Raw genomic sequence first — 16,326 nt, forward strand, 5'->3', positions numbered from 1 at the left:
TTGACTGTTTGGTGATGATGGCGGAGGGGACCCACGCGTTCCCATCTCGAACACGACCGTTAAGCCCTCCAGCGTCGATGGTACTTGAACCGCAGGGTTCTGGGAGAGTAGAACGTTGCCAAGCAGACTATAAACCTTACAAGGAGAAATCTAAGTAAGGTTTTTTTACGTTATTTGAATGACCAGTCATACACATTAATTGGCTGGTTATAATCACCCTTAGCAACAGAAAATAGATGTGCTTTAAAAATTACGCTTAAGGGTGGGCTAATCACATGTCAAATCAACACAAGCGTCAATCCAGCAAAAAAAGCAATAATCAAAACAACAGCAGCAGTAGCAGCAATAGCAAAAAGACAAGCAGCAATAATGGCATTGATGATGCAAATATTAATTCTGGCGGCTAATAGGCAAATAGAAAGCCCGGGGGTGATTCCTCGGGCTTTCTCCTATGACACGCCGTTAAATATAAAAGCCCTCCACTTTAAAGGAGGGCATATATGAGATTTAATTTCTATAGCTATAATTTGGATAAGTGTCGATTCTTTGTTGTTGATTCGCGATAACGCTATTTTGCAAATTTTGTTCAAGCGATCTGCACATTTGAGAAATTTGCTCCATTTTTTGAATTGCCGTTTGGTGTCCTTGCAGAGCCGATTGAATGATTTGAGCTGCTTGGCGTTCTTTTTGAGCAAGTTGCTCTAAAACGAAGGCATTTTGTTGCTCTTGTTGCAGCATTTGTTGATACAGCTGAGAAGCTTGCTGCGTTTGATTCATAAGTTGACTCAGCATTTGTTCGCATTGATTAATTTGGCTAGCAATGTTTTGGTTCTGATACATAGGGGATGAACCTCCTTGTTTTTGAAATACATAACTATAATCTTCAATATTCTTTAATTTATTCAGGTATTTACCAATACAATTTCCAACAGCTGTACTTGGAAGATAACAAAGGGAGGCGACGAGTTTGTTGAAAAAGTATCTTTGAAATTTGACTAGTTCAGCAATCTCCGCATAAGAAATCTATTTCGAATGGAACTTAATGTTAGTTCGATACACGGCTTCCCAAAAAGGAGCGTTACTTTTCAAGTAAGCCGACTACAACCGGATGGGACCCGATCGGATCGCAAGAGCCTACGGAGAATTGATGAATCGATTGGGGTGCCATTATCGCTGATTTGATGGGGGTACAGAAGCCACAAGGACTGATTGGCCTTCACACCAATATGCCTGGTGCCGTTCCAGTCGTAATTGATAAGGCGCTTCAGTCAGGCAGCGGCTGTCCGTCAGGTCTCTCAGGGGATGAGAGGCACGCGTGCGAGCAGCTGAAGTTCTTCAACATGCAGCTTGCCTATTCCCAGATGATGGGTTCACGCCCTCAGACGTTGACCCGACTACCAGATTCGCCAGTCGGCTTGGCGGCCTTCATGCTTGACCATGATGCAAGAGCCTGGAACTCATGACGGAAAGCCCGGGGGTCTCTCCCGAGACGATATCCTTGATAATATTACGCTCTACTGGCTGACGAACACGTCGATCTCATCTGCGCGTCTCTATTGGGAGAATAAACATCCCTTTTTCAGTGTCAAAGGGGTCACGCTGCCGGTCGCCGTAAGCGCCTTTCCTGACGAGCTATATCAAGCGCCGAAGAGCTGGGCGGAGAAGGCGTATCCGAACCTTATTTACTACAATTAACCAGTAAAAGGCGGCCACTTCGCGGCATGGGAACAGCCCAAGCTCTTCGGGGATGAACTGCGCAGGGCTTTTCAACCTATGAGGTGATATACGTTCATTTATGAAGCGCCGCGATATTCGCGGCGTTTATTCTATACCTAGATGATTTTGCAACATTACCTATCTTTTAAACGTTTGTATATTGTAAGTACTCAATCATATAGGAGAGAAATCATATGATGAAAAGGTATAGTAAACAAGCAGTGGCATATCCAATGTTAATTGCGAGTATGCTCATGTTCACAGCGTGTACATCTACTGAACAACCAGCAGCGAGCGAAGCTGCTCCAATAGCCAGCACCACACCTAGTGCAGCAGTTGAACCTTCAACTGCACCTAGTGCAGCTCCAACTGCTTCAACGAAGCCGGCATCAACGCCGAGCGGTAACATCCATGTAAACCCGGTTAACTCAGAAACAACGTCCGTTACTAAGCAAATTAAAGAGATGTTGGAATTGGCAAAGTTAGGTAAAGTGGCTGGCATTGAGTTTGCTGCAGAAACAAGCTTCACGGATGATGTGGAGAAGGCATGGGGGAAAGTTGATCATAAAGATGTGGTAGGAAGTACGATTTATGCGACATATACCAAGAAAAATGCAGTTATTGGCTTCAATAAGGGCGAACAAATCGTTGATATTCGCTCCAGCGCACCCAAGCTGCAAACACTAACATTGAATCAAATTGAACAAGCTTTAGGAAAACCAGCGGATACGAAGGTCAACGGGGATGATATGATTTATATTTATCAAGCAACCGATGCATTTCAGCTGAAATTTATTATTCCCAAATCAAGCGGCAAAGTAGATCACATTTCTGTTTTTGATACCAAGCATTCCGTCAACAACATGGTTGGATAAATAAAAGAAAGAGCCTGAGGCCGTCTCTCTCTAGTGAGGGGAGACGGCCTTTTTGGCTTTGACAGATTGCGTTCTATATCGATATGGAAAGTTTCGCTTCTTGGAGAAGGATTTCATCCTTATAATAAGAAGAAGTGGAAGTCATTGGCTTTAGGTTGCGCATATAATCATCTGATAACGAGGTGGGATACCGAAATGACGGAACGATTACCGAAAGTCGTGAGTATCGCTATTCACAGGTTAGGCGAATCGCTGCGAACGCGAATACCGGATACCGTAGAAGCAATCTATGTGTATGGCTCTACTGCACTCAATGCTTATATCGAAGGCTCGAGCGATATCGACTTTCTCGTCTTTGTGAATCGAACGTTAACCCCGTCTGACATTCAATTGATTCGCGACGCTCACGCGGATATCGAACCGGGGAGTACGGCCTTGCGCTGCTGCCGGAACGTTGGCATGGTCTCATCCGCGAAGCGATCGCAATCAAGCGTTTAGCGGAGGCAAGAGAATATGATTCGCAATTGAAGCGGCTGCAGGATTTGGTTGAGCTGCTGCGCCTAATCCATGTGGAGAGTAACAGGTTTCTGCACAATGAAACTGACATTTAAGCTTAGCAGAGGAGATAGCCATGAAATTTCTACAAGGTAACATCTCGGCCAGGTTCAAGGTGATTTATGGTGTATTTTTCCTAGTCATCATCTCATCAACGGTGTGGCTGTCCTATTTAAGCTCGAAGGGAGGAATGGAGGATCAGCTGCGGCGCACGAATACAGCGCTGCTCCATTTGAGCCAGCAGAAGATTGAAATGATGCTGCGTGAAATCGATACGAGTACGATTAATTTCATACAAGAACCGGATGTCGAGCTTTTCTTGAATGGACGTTACGCGAGTGATGAGCTGCGCCTCAATTATTTCCGCATTCTGAATACCCGATTTAAGACGCTGATGTTTGCCAACAGCAACATTTCTTCGTTCTATTTGTATTCTCTGGCGAACAAGAGCTTGTTGACGGATGTGACGTATTCGGACGAGTCCAGCTTCTACGATATGGCATGGCATGATGCTTATGTAAGCATGAAGGGCTACGGTGAATGGCTCGACACCAGGAAGGTAACCGAGGTCAGCTCCGGGCTGCAAATTGAGAAAAATATGATTACTTTGATCCGTACATATCCGCTGATCAGTCTGCCGCAGTTCCGTAAAGGCGCCATTATTGTCAATGTTGCGGAAAGCACGCTTTCCAATTTGATTCAAGATGTGGATCAGCAAAGGGCAGGGCAAACCTTGGTCATTAATGACAAAGGGACGATTATTTCCTCACAAAACAAGGAGCACCTCTTCCATTCGTTAAGCATGATACCCGGCGCCCCGAAATTGAGTGAATTTAAAGATAGCGGTTATCTAACTACGCATGCGCAAAGTGGAAGCTATACTACTTTTTATTTGACTTCCAATTATAATGGCTGGAAATACATCAGTATCGTCCCTGACCCCGTCATGAATCGTCCGCTTCAGCTCGTCCGCAACTTACTTCTGGCCGTGACTGCGGGGATGTTCCTGCTGGCGATTGTCATTGTATTTGCGGTAAGCAATTACACGTTCCGGCCACTTGAGCTGTTCTTTCGGTCGGTAGCAGGTAAGAAATCGGTTCGTTCCGGCGATCTGACGTACATGGAGCAGTTTTTCAAACAGATGATATCTGATAATGAATCGCTGCAAAAGCAAATGACGGATAGCTTGCCTGCCCTGAAGTGGCGTCTGATTATGAGCCTGCTGATGGGGGATAGAACGAATTACGATCGGATGCGGCCTTATTTCCATACGCTCGGTATTGACTTATACCACAATCAATTCATCGTGATGGTGATTGAGTTGGATCCCGTCCAAGAGACCCACACGCCGCGAGATATCTATTTGTTTACCTATGCCATAAGCAATGTAGCGGATGAATTCATCGCCGGGGTCTGTAAGGGCACATCCGTGGAGTTAACCGACGGGCGCGTTACTGTCATTATGAGCTTTGAAACGGAGGATTCGCAAGGCAATCTCATTCAAGCTCTGCAAGTTGCTGATTTGGTGAAGAATTATGTAGCCCTTCATTTCAAACAAACCGTTACTATCGGTGTAGGCAGCTTGCATTCGCATCTGGAAGGCATCCAGTCCTCCTATGAAGAAGCGTTGAACGCACTCAGATACAAGCTGATCATGGGCGATAACACAATTGTCTCCATCGACGATATCGCAGGCAGTAATTATAATGAGAAGTTTTACCGGATTACCTCGCTAATTGATTCTGTGGTCAACCTGATTCGGGATACGGATAAAATAAAGCTTCGTTCTCAGCTGGATAAAGTTTTCGGCGAAGTCGTGACTAATAATGTTCCGCCGGAGTTGATTAAGCAGATGTGCATTCAGATGATCATGAAGTCCATCAAGGTCATTTCGGATAAGGGGCTTGAGATCAAAGAATTCCTGGATCCTAAGGAAAATATATATGACCGGATTGAGTGCTGCGTCAAAGTGGCGGAACTGAAGAGCTATATGTCCGACTTCCTGCATCAGCTCATTGTGCGCACCGAAGAGAAACGGCTCGCCAAAGGGCATCACGATACCATTCAACAGGTACTGGCGTACGTAGAAGAGCATTATATGGATAGCGACCTCTCACTCAACCTCTTGGCTGCGCAATTTGAGTTAAGCGTTCCTTATTTGAGCAAGCTCTTCAAGGAAACGACAGAAACGAATTTCATGGATTGTCTGATTCAGATCCGCATGGAGAAATCCAAGGAGCTGCTGCTCCATTCGAAACAGAAAATCAACCTCATCGCGGAGAGCGTAGGCTACAACAACGTCCAGAGTTTCATTCGCATTTTCAAGAAATATACAGGCCAAACGCCAGGCGAATTCAGGGAAAATCTTAAAAAAGGCGAAGAGGATAAAAATGGCGAATACGAAACCGGTTAAAAAAGGTGCGTTCTATAAAAAGTGAATATTTCCCTATGCAAACCGAAAGCGCTACCATGAAAGGGCAAGTTATTGACCAGAGAGGAGGTAGAAACATGAAATCACAAACCGTCGGTGCCACCAGCACACAAGCGAATGCCGGAAAGAAGGAACAAACATCCAAGCTGAAACTTGCCTGGAAATATGTAAAACGGGATAAATATTTGTACCTGCTGCTGCTGCCTATCTTTACTTACTATTTCATCTTTAAGTACACACCGATGTTTGGAGAGATCATTGCCTTCAAGAATTACCGTTTCGCCGACGGCATATGGGGGAGTCAATGGGTTGGACTGAAGCATTTCAACAGACTGTTCACGAGTCCGGATTTCTTCAATGTATTGAAGAACACGCTTCTACTGAATGTGTACAGTATCGTGTTCGCTTTCCCAGTACCCATTGTGCTGGCCATTATTTTAAATGAAGTACGCTTGGAATGGTATAAGCGAACGATTCAGAATCTGCTCTACGTTCCGCATTTCATCTCCTGGGTGGTGCTTGGAGGGATTGTTATCGCACTTTTGTCTCCATCCACGGGAATTGTCAACATTGCTTTAATGAAGCTGTTTGGCATTGAGCCGATTTATTTCATGGCAAGCACCTTCTGGTGGCCGATTGCGTTCATCCTGTCGGGGATCTGGCAGAATGCCGGTTGGGGAACGATTCTATATCTGGCCGCCATGGCAGGAATTGATCCTCAGCTGTATGAAGCAGCTAAGATTGACGGCGCGAGCAAGCTGCGGCGCATCTGGCACGTTACGCTGCCGGGGATCCGCTCCACGATTGCTATTCTGCTGATCCTGCGCGTAGGTCAGATGATGGATGTCGGATTCGAACATATATTCGTCTTGCAAAATAAAGCGGTCTCCGAGGTTGCGAACGTAATCAGCACCTATGTCTATCATGTCGGTCTGGAAGGTTCGCAGTACAGTTATACGACAGCGCTCGGTTTGTTTCAATCCGTCATTGGCTTGATCCTGGTCGTGAGTGTGAATCGATTAATTAAAGCCTTGGGCGAGAACGGGCTATGGTGAGGAGGGGAATGCGGTGTCAAACAGTCGGAGCTCGGCAGGTAAGCTGGTTTATGGCGTAGTCTATGTGCTGCTGGCGGCACTTGCCATGATCACTTTGTTCCCTTTCATCCATGTGCTAGCTACCTCTATAAGCAGTTCTCGTGCCATTATGTCAGGTGAAGTCTTCTTATGGCCGAAGGAGATCACGTTCACCTCTTTTACGAATTTGATTGAGGACGGCCAGCTGTTTAAAGCAATGAAGAATACCCTCATCATTACGGTAGTTGGCACTTCCATCAACCTTGTAGCGACAATCATGGCGGCCTATCCGTTAAGCCGGAAGCGGCTCAAGGGCAGGAACATACTTCTGATGATCATCACTTTCACCATGTTATTCGGCGGTGGGCTCATCCCTAACTATATCCTCATCAAATCATTAGGCATCATGAACACCTACTGGGCTCTATGGCTGCCCGGTCTGCTCAGCACCTACAACTTCTTCGTTATGAAATCGTTCTTCGAAGGCCTGCCTTCGGAACTGGAGGAATCCGCGGCGATCGACGGAGCTAATGATCTGTTTATTATTTGGAAAATTATTCTCCCGCTCTCGATGCCGATTATTGCGGCGCTAACCCTATTTTATTCGGTAACCTGGTGGAACTCGTATATGAACGTTCTCATGTATATTACGAATTCGGGTAAGCTGTCTCTGATGGTCAAGCTGCTGCAGATGATCGATACCACAAGCCAGAATCTGCTTAATACGAATGCAACCAGCGGGAGCGAAGGGGCCTCCATGCAAACCATGGTAACGCCGGAGGGATTGAGGGCCGCTGCGATCATTATCTCGGTGCTGCCGATTCTATGTGTATATCCGTTCTTGCAGAAATATTTTGTGAAAGGTGTCTTAATTGGTTCGATTAAAGGCTAATCAGAAAGTCCATTCTTCTTGCTGGAGGCGAAGTTTCGATGATTAAACAAAAGCACGTAGCATTAACGCTAGTCGCTTCTTTATTCGCAATAGCAGCTTGTACCTCGCCAAGCAGTTCAGATCAACCAGGCAAGGTTTCCGGAGAGAACAAGAAGCTGGAGGTCAGTGTCTCCATCCTTGACCGCGGTCAAGTGGCTAGTGACGAAGGGACTTATGAGAGCAACCGGACTACGAAATACATTAATGAGAAATCGGGCATTCAAGTCAAGTGGGTTCCCATCCTGCGGACCGAATCCACGAAGAAGTTGAATACACTCATCGCTGCCGGCGAAGCACCGGATATGATGTGGGAATTCGGACGGGATTATATGGCGACCTTGAAGGAGCAGGGAGCTATTCAGCCGATCGATGAATACATAGAGAAATACAGCACCTCATACAAAGCTTATCTGAAAGCGCATCCAGAGTTGAAGCCGTACACGATGTTCGACGGTAAAACCTATATGGCTACAAGCGCGCGGGGCATCGATTCAATTGCGAATCACGGCATGTGGATCCGCCAAGATTGGCTGGATAAGCTGGGTTTGAAGGCACCGACGACGATGGATGAGATGGTCGATGTCATGCGGGCTTTTAGGGATAAGGATCCGGATGGCAACGGTAAGAATGATACCTTGGGAGCTGCTTTCAATTATAACTACGCAGGCATTATTCAAGCGATGTATGCCTCTAACAAAGGGAATTGGTATCTTGACAATGATAAAATCGTGTATGGCGGCTTGACGGACCGGTATACGGATGTGCTTGCCCAGCTCAAACTGTTCTTCGATGAAGGCCTGATTGACAAGGAATACATTACGGACAAAAACTTCCAGAAGGAAAGACAGTTGTTCGTGACAGGAAAAGCGGGCATCTATTTCGCCAGCTGGAATATTGGTCCTGAATACCGTGAATTGAAGCAAAATGTTCCTGCCTCGAAGCTAGTCCCTCTGGAGCCGGTCTCAACCAAGTATGGCAAGTTTGGCTTGTATCAAGAACCGCCGGCGAACCGTTTGATTGTGTTCAATAAAAACATGAAGAACCCGGAGGCTGCTATCAAACTGTTGGACTGGTGGATTGACAAAAATTGGTTCGATGTCAAGTTCGGCACGGAAGGCGTTCATTACAAGCTGGTTAATGGTGTTCCACAAGCCATCGATGCCGAGAAGAATAAGAAGGAAACGATCTATGCTTCTGAGTATGCCGTGCTGGATCAATGGAGTCCAAAGCCGGAGGATTTTGCCGTGATGGCAGCGACGGATGCGATTTCTCAGGAATATGCCAAGGTGCAGGGGGAATCGCTCAAGGTGGCCATGAAGAATAAATACAGACGCGATATTCCGTTTAACCCGACATTCCCAGAGTTAAGTGAAACTTCTACGTCATTTGGCCCATTGGCTGATGATATTGAAACCAAAGTCATAACAGGCGGTGCCCAATATTCGCCGCAATGGGGAATGGAGCAGCTTCGCAAGGAATGGAAACGTCTTGGCGGCGATAACGTCGATAAATTAGCGCAAGAATGGTACCAGAACAATGTGAAGGGCAAATAAGCTTCATAGACGGCTAGGCAGCCTCCCGATTCGAACAGGGGTCGGGGGGCTATTTCATACGAATGAAGGAGTGTCTTCGACTATGACCATTGACCCGAACAAGATGCTGCTCGAACAACTTAACAGATGGCATGCGGAATATACGCCAGAGCTGAGAATGGTTCGCAAGCCTTTCCATACCCCGGGTTACCACAGCACATTGAAACATGTAGCTTTTACGCATCCTACTTTAGCGGCTTGCGTTTATGCATTGGGGCTGTTAGACAGCCGGCAGCCTCCTCATGTGGAAAGAGCGCACGGAATACTTGAGCAAGTGATCAGCTTGCAGGATCAAGACCCCGAGAGCGCGACCTTCGGGATCTGGTCTTGGTTCTATGAGGAGCCGCTCGAGAGGATGGCTCCTCCGGACTGGAACTGGGCCGATTTCTGCGGGAAGCGGCTGGTGCTGGCCGAGCAAAGGCATTCCGACCTATTGAGCGCGGAACTGCGAGAGGTCATTCGGCATGCGCTTTACTGCTCGTGTGACGCCATAATCAAGCGTAATGTCGGTCCCGGCTATACGAACATTGCCATTATGGGCGCCTTCGTCACTTTGCTCACGGGCGAGGTTTATGGGGAAGAGAAATATTTGAATTACGGACTGAACCGATTGCGACTTTTCAGTGAGTATACCAAGCAGCTTGGCACGTTTCAAGAGTACAATAGCCCGACATATACCATCGTAGCGATTCAGGAATTGTCCAGCATTTATACGGCGACCCAGCTCGTTGAAGCGAAGCAGCTCAGCACGGAGATGCTGGATGTCGCTTGGGGGCTGGTAGCCAACCACTTCCATGCCCCCAGCAAGCAGTGGTCTGGACCGCACAGCCGTGCCTATTCTACGTTAATGACACCTGAAATTTTGTCTTTCATTCAGATCGCCAGCCAAGGTGCATTGCACTTTATGCCAGATGACCAGCTGAAGTACAACCTGGATTGGTATGGGAATGAAATTCGGTGCCCTCTGAAATACATACCGGCGTTCAGACACACAGAAACAGATGAGCATGTACAGATAATTAGCAAAGACGAGATGGGAAATCCAGCTAACCAAGCAACCACGTATATGGATGGCTCAGTTAGTGTGGGAACTTTCAGCAAGGATGTGATGTGGAATCAACGCCGCAATTTATTAGCTTATGTGCGTAATGGCGAGGCATCCACCTATATTCATTTGCGCCTGCTTCATGAGGGCTACGATTATTCTTCCGGCATTTTTACGAGCGTGCAAAAAGGCAAGGATGTGTTGTTCGGGATCGGATTTTGCACGAATGGCGGCAATACGCATATTGGACTCGATCCCATCGACGGGACCATCGAATCATCGGATCTCCGGGTTCGCTTCGAAATTGGCGGAAGTCTGAATGACGTAAGAGCGGAAACTTTATTGAGGGATGCCGAAGCTGTCGTTGTTCATATCGCAGACCAGACGCTGCATGTGAAGAAGCTATTCGCTGCCGTTAGCGGGGAACAGCTGGGCTGGGAGCTCGGGCAGGAGCAGGATAAGCTGTTCCTGGACTACGTCATCTACGCTGGAGATAAGAAGAGATTTGACTTTCTTAGCCTGCAGCAAGCGCTGCTTATGTTTGCGTGGCGTTTGGGCCAGACACAGCCTGGAGAGCTTGACGCTGCAGCTTCCGTCATACAAGTGAGAATGATTGCGGAAGACGAAGGCGGTGCAGATGAAATGGTAGAGGTGCAGGCGGAATTCCGTGCTCCGGGCCGCTCGGCGCTTCAATTGACCTTACCCGTGAAGCCTGCTGAGAAACAGTCGATGCTGCGTGCTCGGGGTAAGTAAGCCGATCGTTGATGTTGAAATGATAAGAAACGGAGTGATCCCATATGGCCAAAGGATCTACGATTCATAATGAGTTTCATCGGTTTGACGATGCCTATACGGGTCGTTCTATAATTCGTTTGACAGCGCCGGAGCAAGTGAATCATCATCCCTATTTCTATTATAAAATGATAACCAACGATAACCGCTACCTGATTTACACCAGTGAGCGTGAGGGACTGCGACAGCTTTACCGAATGGATCTGCACGACGGATCCGCTTTACAATTAACCGAGGGGCCGGACATTCACGATTTCAGCTGCAGTCTGACGAGTGACGATGGCTACCTCATCTATTGCAGGGATCAAAGGATCATACGCTTGGAGATGACTACGCTCAGGGAAGAGGTCTTATATACATCCCCTGCCGGGTGGAAGTCGAATGCGAACCCCGGTCTCAGCTCAGACGATAAGTTTATCGTCTTGGTGGAGACGAATGAGAAGGATGTCGTCCGGCCTACGGGGGATTGGTCCAGCTTCGACCTGCAATGGGCAGCTAAGCCCCACTGCCGAATCATCTATCTGGATATCGAACAGCGAACAAGCCATATCGCTCATGAAGAGCTGAACTGCTGGCTGGGGCATCCGCAAATTCGTCCGCACGATCCTGCAACGATTTTGTTCTGTCATGAAGGTCCAGGGCATAAGATCGACGCCAGGCTCTGGCTGGTCCAGAAGGACGGGACCCGGCTCCGCTGCGCGAAGGAGCAGACGCACGATGAGCTCATCACGCATGAATATTGGCTGGCTGATGGATCCAGATTTGCTTATGTCTACCGGCATAAGGATGATCTCTATCACGAAAGTATTCGGTTTATGGATCCCGAGACGTTGAAGGAAGAAGTTTGGATGAACTGCTCCAAATATTGTCACTTTATTTCAAATGCCAATCATACGCAAATCGTAGGGGATGGACAACTGCCGGAGCAGCATTTCATCTATTTAGTGGATGTAGCCAAGCGGCAAGAAGAACGGCTATGCTCCCATGGAACGAGCTGGAGGTCATATGGGAATACTCAGGATGCCCATCCGCATCCAGCCTTTGCTCCAGACGGTTCGTTCATTATATTTACATCCGACATGGAGGGAATTCCTTGTATTTATAAAGTGGATTTGACGTCATGAGATTTCTCTGATCATGGCTTTAGTAAGGCTAGGGGGAAGAGCCCCCTAGCCTTACTTTGTTAACATGCTCAGAAAGAGATAACCTCTCCATCATAAGGAACGAAAGCAGCATGTTCGAGGCCGCGCACCTTCAGAAAGGATTGAAGATGATGGCGTTTGAAGGTACAGTGGCTGATTGCATCCATATGTACGGCAACCAATCTCGTGGACGGAGATATGCGGGCAATACGAACCATATCTTCGGCTGTCATTGTGATGATGGTTCCTAAAAGCATCTGCGCGCGTGGCGTATTCAAAACCGCGATATCCGGTTGAACGTCTCGGAACACCGCTTCAATAGCTGACGTGTAGATGCAGTCGCCGACGATGTAAATGGTACCATCCGCCGGTGTGCTTAATAGAAATCCGGATACGGGGCCGAGCAGTTTGGCCGTAACGCCTGGCGCGTGCTGACCTTTTACCCGCTTCATCTTTATGCCGCACCATGCATAAGAATCGTGAATGGCAGATACATGAAGGAAACCGGCCTTCACTAAAAAGGCTTCATCCTCGGGTTGACAAAAGACAGGTATTCTCTTATTCAGAACGGAGAGAGCCTTCTTATCCAAGTGGTCAAAATGCCGGTGCGTCAGTAGAATAGCGTCCATATCATCGAAAAAATGCAGCGGAACAGGCAGAGGGGTTAACGGATTTCTGCGAAGTGTACGAGTGAAAGGTACCGGCGGGAGCTCACCGGGATCACTTAACATAGGGTCAATCAGTATGTTAAGGCCGTTCATGGTCAAAACCGATGTAGCGTTACGAATGTGTTGAATGGAGATAGTCATCGGGATCCTCCTTACATTTTAATACCGACCGGTCTGTTTTTTAAATTAGCATAGTTTTGTATACGAATCAAGCCTTTATTTTCTCACGCCTCACATACCGGTTGAACGCGACAGGTGAATATGTTATTTTAAGACCAATCGGTACTTTTTGAAATGAGGGAGACACATGGGCAAAGGGCAAGACACGAAGGAACATATTATTCGCCAGTCCGCTGGTTTATTTAATACGAAGGGGTATACAGGTACGTCTCTGTCGGAGATTATCGAGCGCAGCAATGTTCGTAAGGGAGGTATCTATAATCATTTCGAAAATAAAGACGAGATTGCGCTGGCTGCATTTGATTATCTGTTCACACAATTAAAAGACCTGTTAACCAAGGCCGTGACTGAGCAGTCTGAGCCAACAGAGAAAATACTCGCGATCTGCGAAGTTTATATTCGGCTAGTTGAAGAGAATGTTTGTGAGGGCGGCTGTCCCATTATGAATACCGCAATTGAGAATGACGACGGTCACCCGATGCTTAAACAAAGGGCTCAGCTTGCTATGAGTGAACTCATGTCGGGTCTGGGGACGATCATCCAGGAAGGCATGAAGCGGGAGCAGTTCCGCAGCGACTTGGATGCGGATGAGGCGTGCGGTGTGATCATCGCTCTAATCGAAGGAGGGGTTATGTTAAGCAAATTGTATAATGACAATAAGTATATCCGATATTGCACGAACCACGTAAAGGCATATATACATGGAAGTATGGATGCGGCATATGATGGGTATTAACCTACTTGAAGAGGAGTTGCTTTTCTATGCCGATTTCATCAGGGACCCACTTGCTGTATACGGTTCGTCCGGGTGATACGTTGTATACGATTGCCGAACAACTGGGCACCAACATACAGTCGCTGATTCAGATTAATGCGTTATATCCGTCTGTAGCAGACCCTAACCGAATCTTTCCCGGTCAAGTACTAGTCGTGAGATTGCCGGGTATGGCGGAGAAAAGCTCTGCTCTATATCAGGTTCAGCAGGGAGATACCCTATTCAGGATCGCCGAACGGTTCTCTGTAAGCGTCGATATGTTAGCCGCGCTTAACCAAATCCAGCATCCGGATATTCTCCGGGTTGCACAGCTGCTATATATTGCCGCCTTCGTCTATGAAGTAGAGCAGGGGGACTCTCTGTACGAAATCTCCCGCCGTTTCGGGACGCCGATGAGCGAATTGATCCGAGCCAACCGCAATCGCCAGGGGTTATCACCGGATGTCATTTATCCCGGTTTTCGTTTGGTCATCCCGCTTCCGTCCTCGACGAATATTGTCGTGTCTGAGCCTTTGCCCGGAACAAGGATTGCTCCCGGACAGCATTTGATGGGCAGCGCCAGAGCGTTCGAAGCGACGATAAATTACCAAATTCGCGATGCGATGGGGCGCTACATAACGGCAGAACGGACGGCAACGACGGCAGAAGGCGCTCCGGCCTTTGGCGTATTCGACGTACCGCTCCAGTTTGATCAATCTCCCACTACAAATAACGGTACATTGATGGTGTACACTCGCAGCGCCCGCGATGGCAGCATTCAAGATTTGGTCGAGGTTCCCGTCACTTTTTAACATATGCAAAGGCTGCCCTTGAAAGGCAGCCTTTTAGTTTGTCAAAGTTCACGAATCCTTATATTGCGCCATCGGCAAGCCGCATTCGGCCCCCAGCGCGCTTCGCCCATTCCGGGATCGTTATCATGGATTTCGAAGGCAATGTGCCCTTTGGGGCCTAGCAGCTCTCGAACGGCTGAAGCATCGTACAAGGGGTGATTTAACGTTGCCGTATCTATTTCAGAAACTTTCGTACCGTTGATATGGACGGTGATCCGCGGTGATGCCCCTTCAACTCGAATCTTGAATTCATTCCAATGGTTCCACTTCCAAATAGACAGGAACTGCTCGCCGGTTGCAGCATATGGAAGGAGAGCGGGCTTGTCAGGCGTCAGGGCCTCGATGGACGTCGCAGCATCCTCCAGCTTTAGTCCAATAGGTATACCTTGCTCATCGTACTGGGCATCTAGGGTGAAATTGATGCCATGGAAGCCGCCGATGCCATTGCCGTAAATACCGCCTATATTTCCCGAACGCCGGTGATCCAACAGGATTTGGAATCCCTGCGAACCAAGTGCAGAAGCGCGTAATAGAATACCGGTATCCGCCGGCCAGTCGGGACGGGCTTCCAAGAGCAGCTCGAAGTCGCCGTATACCTCATCGCTGAGGAGATAACCGCCGTATCCGCATCCGGGTGGATCCTGCCGCCCTATAATGGCCCTGTCCTCAATCGTCCATAATCCAGATGTCCGTGCGGCTTGCCGGTAGGTTTCGGTTGTCATATCCGGGTTAGGCCCACCTGGGGTACGGGGAACGGGCAGTCGAGGGACGGAGTGCCAGCCTGCGAGCGTTTCTCCATCGAAGATTGGGGTAAACGTACCGTCACTTTTGTACATAGGAGACCTCCTAATAAGGGTAGGTTAACGTCCATCTATCACAAGGGAATATTAAGTTCAGCGGCGATCTTACGGATGTAATCGGAAGCTTGCCGATATTGTTCGTTAGTCGATAAATGCTCGATGATCAGTGTCGTATCCGGATGCAGCTTATGTAATTCCGTGAGGAAAGCACGATAATCGAGGTTACCTTGACCCGGAATAACCTCATCCAGATGAACGGTCAAATGGCTTCTAAGAAGAATATCTTTCGCATGACAATTTCGGATGAAGGGACCCAGCTTTTTGAAAAAATCGCGAATCATGTCGCCATTCCGGTAATAAATTCGCGGACTGCTGACGATATTCACAGGGTCGAAGTGAACGCCGAAGCCTTTGCGGTCAATAGCTTTGATCAACGAAAGGTAGGAGTCCGCAGAATCCGGGAATACCCACGGCATCATTTCTAAGGCAAATACGGTGCGCTCCGGGTTTACGGCATCGATGATTTCCCGCGTCGTCTCCACAATCAATTCAAACGTTTCGTCGCTAAAGTTATCCGGATCGGGTCCATCCCATTGGGCGCCTCGCGATCCGGCGATATTGACGCAGCATTGGGCGCCAATCTGCTCGGTAAGCTCCAGTCTCTGGATACAGTAGGATACAGCTTTGCGTCTTGTCTCTTCATCACGACTGATAGGATTGCTCCAAGCACCGACTTCAGAGATCAAAATATCATACTGTTTAGCCGCAAGCAGGTAATCGTCAAGCTGGGCGATATCTTCATTTCCGCTGATGGGGCATGTGGTTGCCCGAAATCCCGCTTCTTTGAGCGCGTTCGCCCAAGTATCCGGATTTTTTTGCTCAAGAAAGACCTGACCGCCAAGGCGCATGTGAAATCCCATC

General features: G+C 47.9%; 16 protein-coding genes and 1 rRNA gene. 13 read left to right on the plus strand and 4 right to left on the minus strand.

The window, feature by feature from the left end; translation table 11 throughout:
- Positions 1 to 7: 7 nt before the first annotated feature.
- Positions 8 to 124, plus strand: a 5S ribosomal RNA gene (gene rrf, locus PUT07_RS32745).
- Positions 125 to 275: 151 nt separating this feature from the next.
- Entirely contained in the window at positions 276 to 407 is a 132-nt protein-coding gene (locus tag PUT07_RS32750; RefSeq protein ID WP_274472998.1) for a hypothetical protein, read from the plus strand.
- Positions 408 to 507: 100 nt separating this feature from the next.
- Here PUT07_RS32750 and PUT07_RS32755 read toward each other — a convergent pair whose 3' ends face one another.
- Complete coding sequence (locus tag PUT07_RS32755) at positions 508 to 840, minus strand: hypothetical protein (protein ID WP_274472999.1); 333 nt, start codon at positions 838 to 840, stop codon at positions 508 to 510.
- Between the two features lie 591 nt (positions 841 to 1,431).
- Between PUT07_RS32755 and PUT07_RS32760 the strand changes: the two genes are divergently transcribed.
- The 9 genes from PUT07_RS32760 (at position 1,432) to PUT07_RS32800 (ending at position 12,134) form a co-directional block, all read left to right on the plus strand.
- The gene (locus PUT07_RS32760) at positions 1,432 to 1,695 is read left to right on the plus strand and encodes a hypothetical protein (protein ID WP_274473000.1); all 264 of its coding nucleotides are present in this window, start codon (positions 1,432 to 1,434) and stop codon (positions 1,693 to 1,695) included.
- A 215-nt stretch (positions 1,696 to 1,910) separates the two neighbouring features.
- The gene (locus PUT07_RS32765; protein ID WP_274473001.1) at positions 1,911 to 2,591 is read left to right on the plus strand and encodes a YjgB family protein; all 681 of its coding nucleotides are present in this window, start codon (positions 1,911 to 1,913) and stop codon (positions 2,589 to 2,591) included.
- 195 nt (positions 2,592 to 2,786) lie between these two features.
- Positions 2,787 to 3,089 carry a nucleotidyltransferase domain-containing protein gene (locus PUT07_RS32770; protein ID WP_274473002.1) on the plus strand — a complete coding sequence of 101 codons (303 nt, stop codon included), beginning with the start codon at positions 2,787 to 2,789 and terminating at the stop codon, positions 3,087 to 3,089.
- Positions 3,090 to 3,222: 133 nt separating this feature from the next.
- Positions 3,223 to 5,559 (plus strand): helix-turn-helix domain-containing protein, encoded by a 2,337-nt coding sequence (locus PUT07_RS32775; protein WP_274473003.1) that lies wholly within the window; start codon positions 3,223 to 3,225, stop codon positions 5,557 to 5,559.
- 95 nt (positions 5,560 to 5,654) lie between these two features.
- Complete coding sequence (locus PUT07_RS32780; RefSeq protein ID WP_274473004.1) at positions 5,655 to 6,632, plus strand: ABC transporter permease; 978 nt, start codon at positions 5,655 to 5,657, stop codon at positions 6,630 to 6,632.
- Positions 6,633 to 6,645: 13 nt separating this feature from the next.
- A complete protein-coding gene (locus PUT07_RS32785; protein WP_274473005.1) occupies positions 6,646 to 7,542 on the plus strand; it encodes a carbohydrate ABC transporter permease in 897 nt (298 codons plus the stop codon).
- Positions 7,543 to 7,580: 38 nt separating this feature from the next.
- The gene (locus PUT07_RS32790; RefSeq protein WP_274473006.1) at positions 7,581 to 9,134 is read left to right on the plus strand and encodes an extracellular solute-binding protein; all 1,554 of its coding nucleotides are present in this window, start codon (positions 7,581 to 7,583) and stop codon (positions 9,132 to 9,134) included.
- Positions 9,135 to 9,216: 82 nt separating this feature from the next.
- Positions 9,217 to 10,971, plus strand: coding sequence for a hypothetical protein (locus PUT07_RS32795; protein WP_274473007.1), 1,755 nt, complete (start codon positions 9,217 to 9,219; stop codon positions 10,969 to 10,971).
- Positions 10,972 to 11,015: 44 nt separating this feature from the next.
- Positions 11,016 to 12,134 carry an oligogalacturonate lyase family protein gene (locus PUT07_RS32800; protein ID WP_274473008.1) on the plus strand — a complete coding sequence of 373 codons (1,119 nt, stop codon included), beginning with the start codon at positions 11,016 to 11,018 and terminating at the stop codon, positions 12,132 to 12,134.
- A 68-nt stretch (positions 12,135 to 12,202) separates the two neighbouring features.
- Here PUT07_RS32800 and PUT07_RS32805 read toward each other — a convergent pair whose 3' ends face one another.
- Positions 12,203 to 12,961, minus strand: coding sequence for an MBL fold metallo-hydrolase (locus PUT07_RS32805; RefSeq protein ID WP_274473009.1), 759 nt, complete (start codon positions 12,959 to 12,961; stop codon positions 12,203 to 12,205).
- A 166-nt stretch (positions 12,962 to 13,127) separates the two neighbouring features.
- Here PUT07_RS32805 and PUT07_RS32810 point away from each other — a divergent pair, with 166 nt between their 5' ends.
- Together PUT07_RS32810 and PUT07_RS32815 are read left to right on the plus strand one after the other, a co-directional pair.
- Complete coding sequence (locus tag PUT07_RS32810; protein WP_274473010.1) at positions 13,128 to 13,736, plus strand: TetR/AcrR family transcriptional regulator; 609 nt, start codon at positions 13,128 to 13,130, stop codon at positions 13,734 to 13,736.
- A 26-nt stretch (positions 13,737 to 13,762) separates the two neighbouring features.
- Entirely contained in the window at positions 13,763 to 14,566 is an 804-nt protein-coding gene (locus tag PUT07_RS32815; RefSeq protein WP_274473011.1) for a LysM peptidoglycan-binding domain-containing protein, read from the plus strand.
- Between the two features lie 41 nt (positions 14,567 to 14,607).
- Here the strand turns inward: PUT07_RS32815 and PUT07_RS32820 are convergent, their stop codons facing one another.
- Entirely contained in the window at positions 14,608 to 15,441 is an 834-nt protein-coding gene (locus PUT07_RS32820; RefSeq protein WP_274473012.1) for a 3-keto-disaccharide hydrolase, read from the minus strand.
- Positions 15,442 to 15,479: 38 nt separating this feature from the next.
- Entirely contained in the window at positions 15,480 to 16,313 is an 834-nt protein-coding gene (locus tag PUT07_RS32825) for a sugar phosphate isomerase/epimerase family protein (RefSeq protein WP_274473013.1), read from the minus strand.
- Positions 16,314 to 16,326 lie beyond the last annotated feature (13 nt).

The organism is Paenibacillus sp. MAHUQ-63 (genome assembly GCF_028765165.1).
Lineage (GTDB): Bacteria > Bacillota > Bacilli > Paenibacillales > NBRC-103111 > Paenibacillus_E.

What these genes read in the sequence shown, in the direction of transcription:
- PUT07_RS32750 (WP_274472998.1), top strand. Translation starts at nt 276, where the DNA reads ATGTCAAATCAACACAAGCGTCAATCCAGCAAAAAAAGCAATAATCAA.
- PUT07_RS32755 (WP_274472999.1), bottom strand. Translation starts at nt 840, where the DNA reads ATGTATCAGAACCAAAACATTGCTAGCCAAATTAATCAATGCGAACAA.
- PUT07_RS32765 (WP_274473001.1), top strand. Translation starts at nt 1,911, where the DNA reads ATGATGAAAAGGTATAGTAAACAAGCAGTGGCATATCCAATGTTAATT.
- PUT07_RS32770 (WP_274473002.1), top strand. Translation starts at nt 2,787, where the DNA reads ATGACGGAACGATTACCGAAAGTCGTGAGTATCGCTATTCACAGGTTA.
- PUT07_RS32775 (WP_274473003.1), top strand. Translation starts at nt 3,223, where the DNA reads ATGAAATTTCTACAAGGTAACATCTCGGCCAGGTTCAAGGTGATTTAT.
- PUT07_RS32780 (WP_274473004.1), top strand. Translation starts at nt 5,655, where the DNA reads ATGAAATCACAAACCGTCGGTGCCACCAGCACACAAGCGAATGCCGGA.
- PUT07_RS32790 (WP_274473006.1), top strand. Translation starts at nt 7,581, where the DNA reads ATGATTAAACAAAAGCACGTAGCATTAACGCTAGTCGCTTCTTTATTC.
- PUT07_RS32795 (WP_274473007.1), top strand. Translation starts at nt 9,217, where the DNA reads ATGACCATTGACCCGAACAAGATGCTGCTCGAACAACTTAACAGATGG.
- PUT07_RS32800 (WP_274473008.1), top strand. Translation starts at nt 11,016, where the DNA reads ATGGCCAAAGGATCTACGATTCATAATGAGTTTCATCGGTTTGACGAT.
- PUT07_RS32805 (WP_274473009.1), bottom strand. Translation starts at nt 12,961, where the DNA reads ATGACTATCTCCATTCAACACATTCGTAACGCTACATCGGTTTTGACC.
- PUT07_RS32810 (WP_274473010.1), top strand. Translation starts at nt 13,128, where the DNA reads ATGGGCAAAGGGCAAGACACGAAGGAACATATTATTCGCCAGTCCGCT.
- PUT07_RS32815 (WP_274473011.1), top strand. Translation starts at nt 13,763, where the DNA reads ATGCCGATTTCATCAGGGACCCACTTGCTGTATACGGTTCGTCCGGGT.
- PUT07_RS32820 (WP_274473012.1), bottom strand. Translation starts at nt 15,441, where the DNA reads ATGTACAAAAGTGACGGTACGTTTACCCCAATCTTCGATGGAGAAACG.
- PUT07_RS32825 (WP_274473013.1), bottom strand. Translation starts at nt 16,313, where the DNA reads ATGCGCCTTGGCGGTCAGGTCTTTCTTGAGCAAAAAAATCCGGATACT.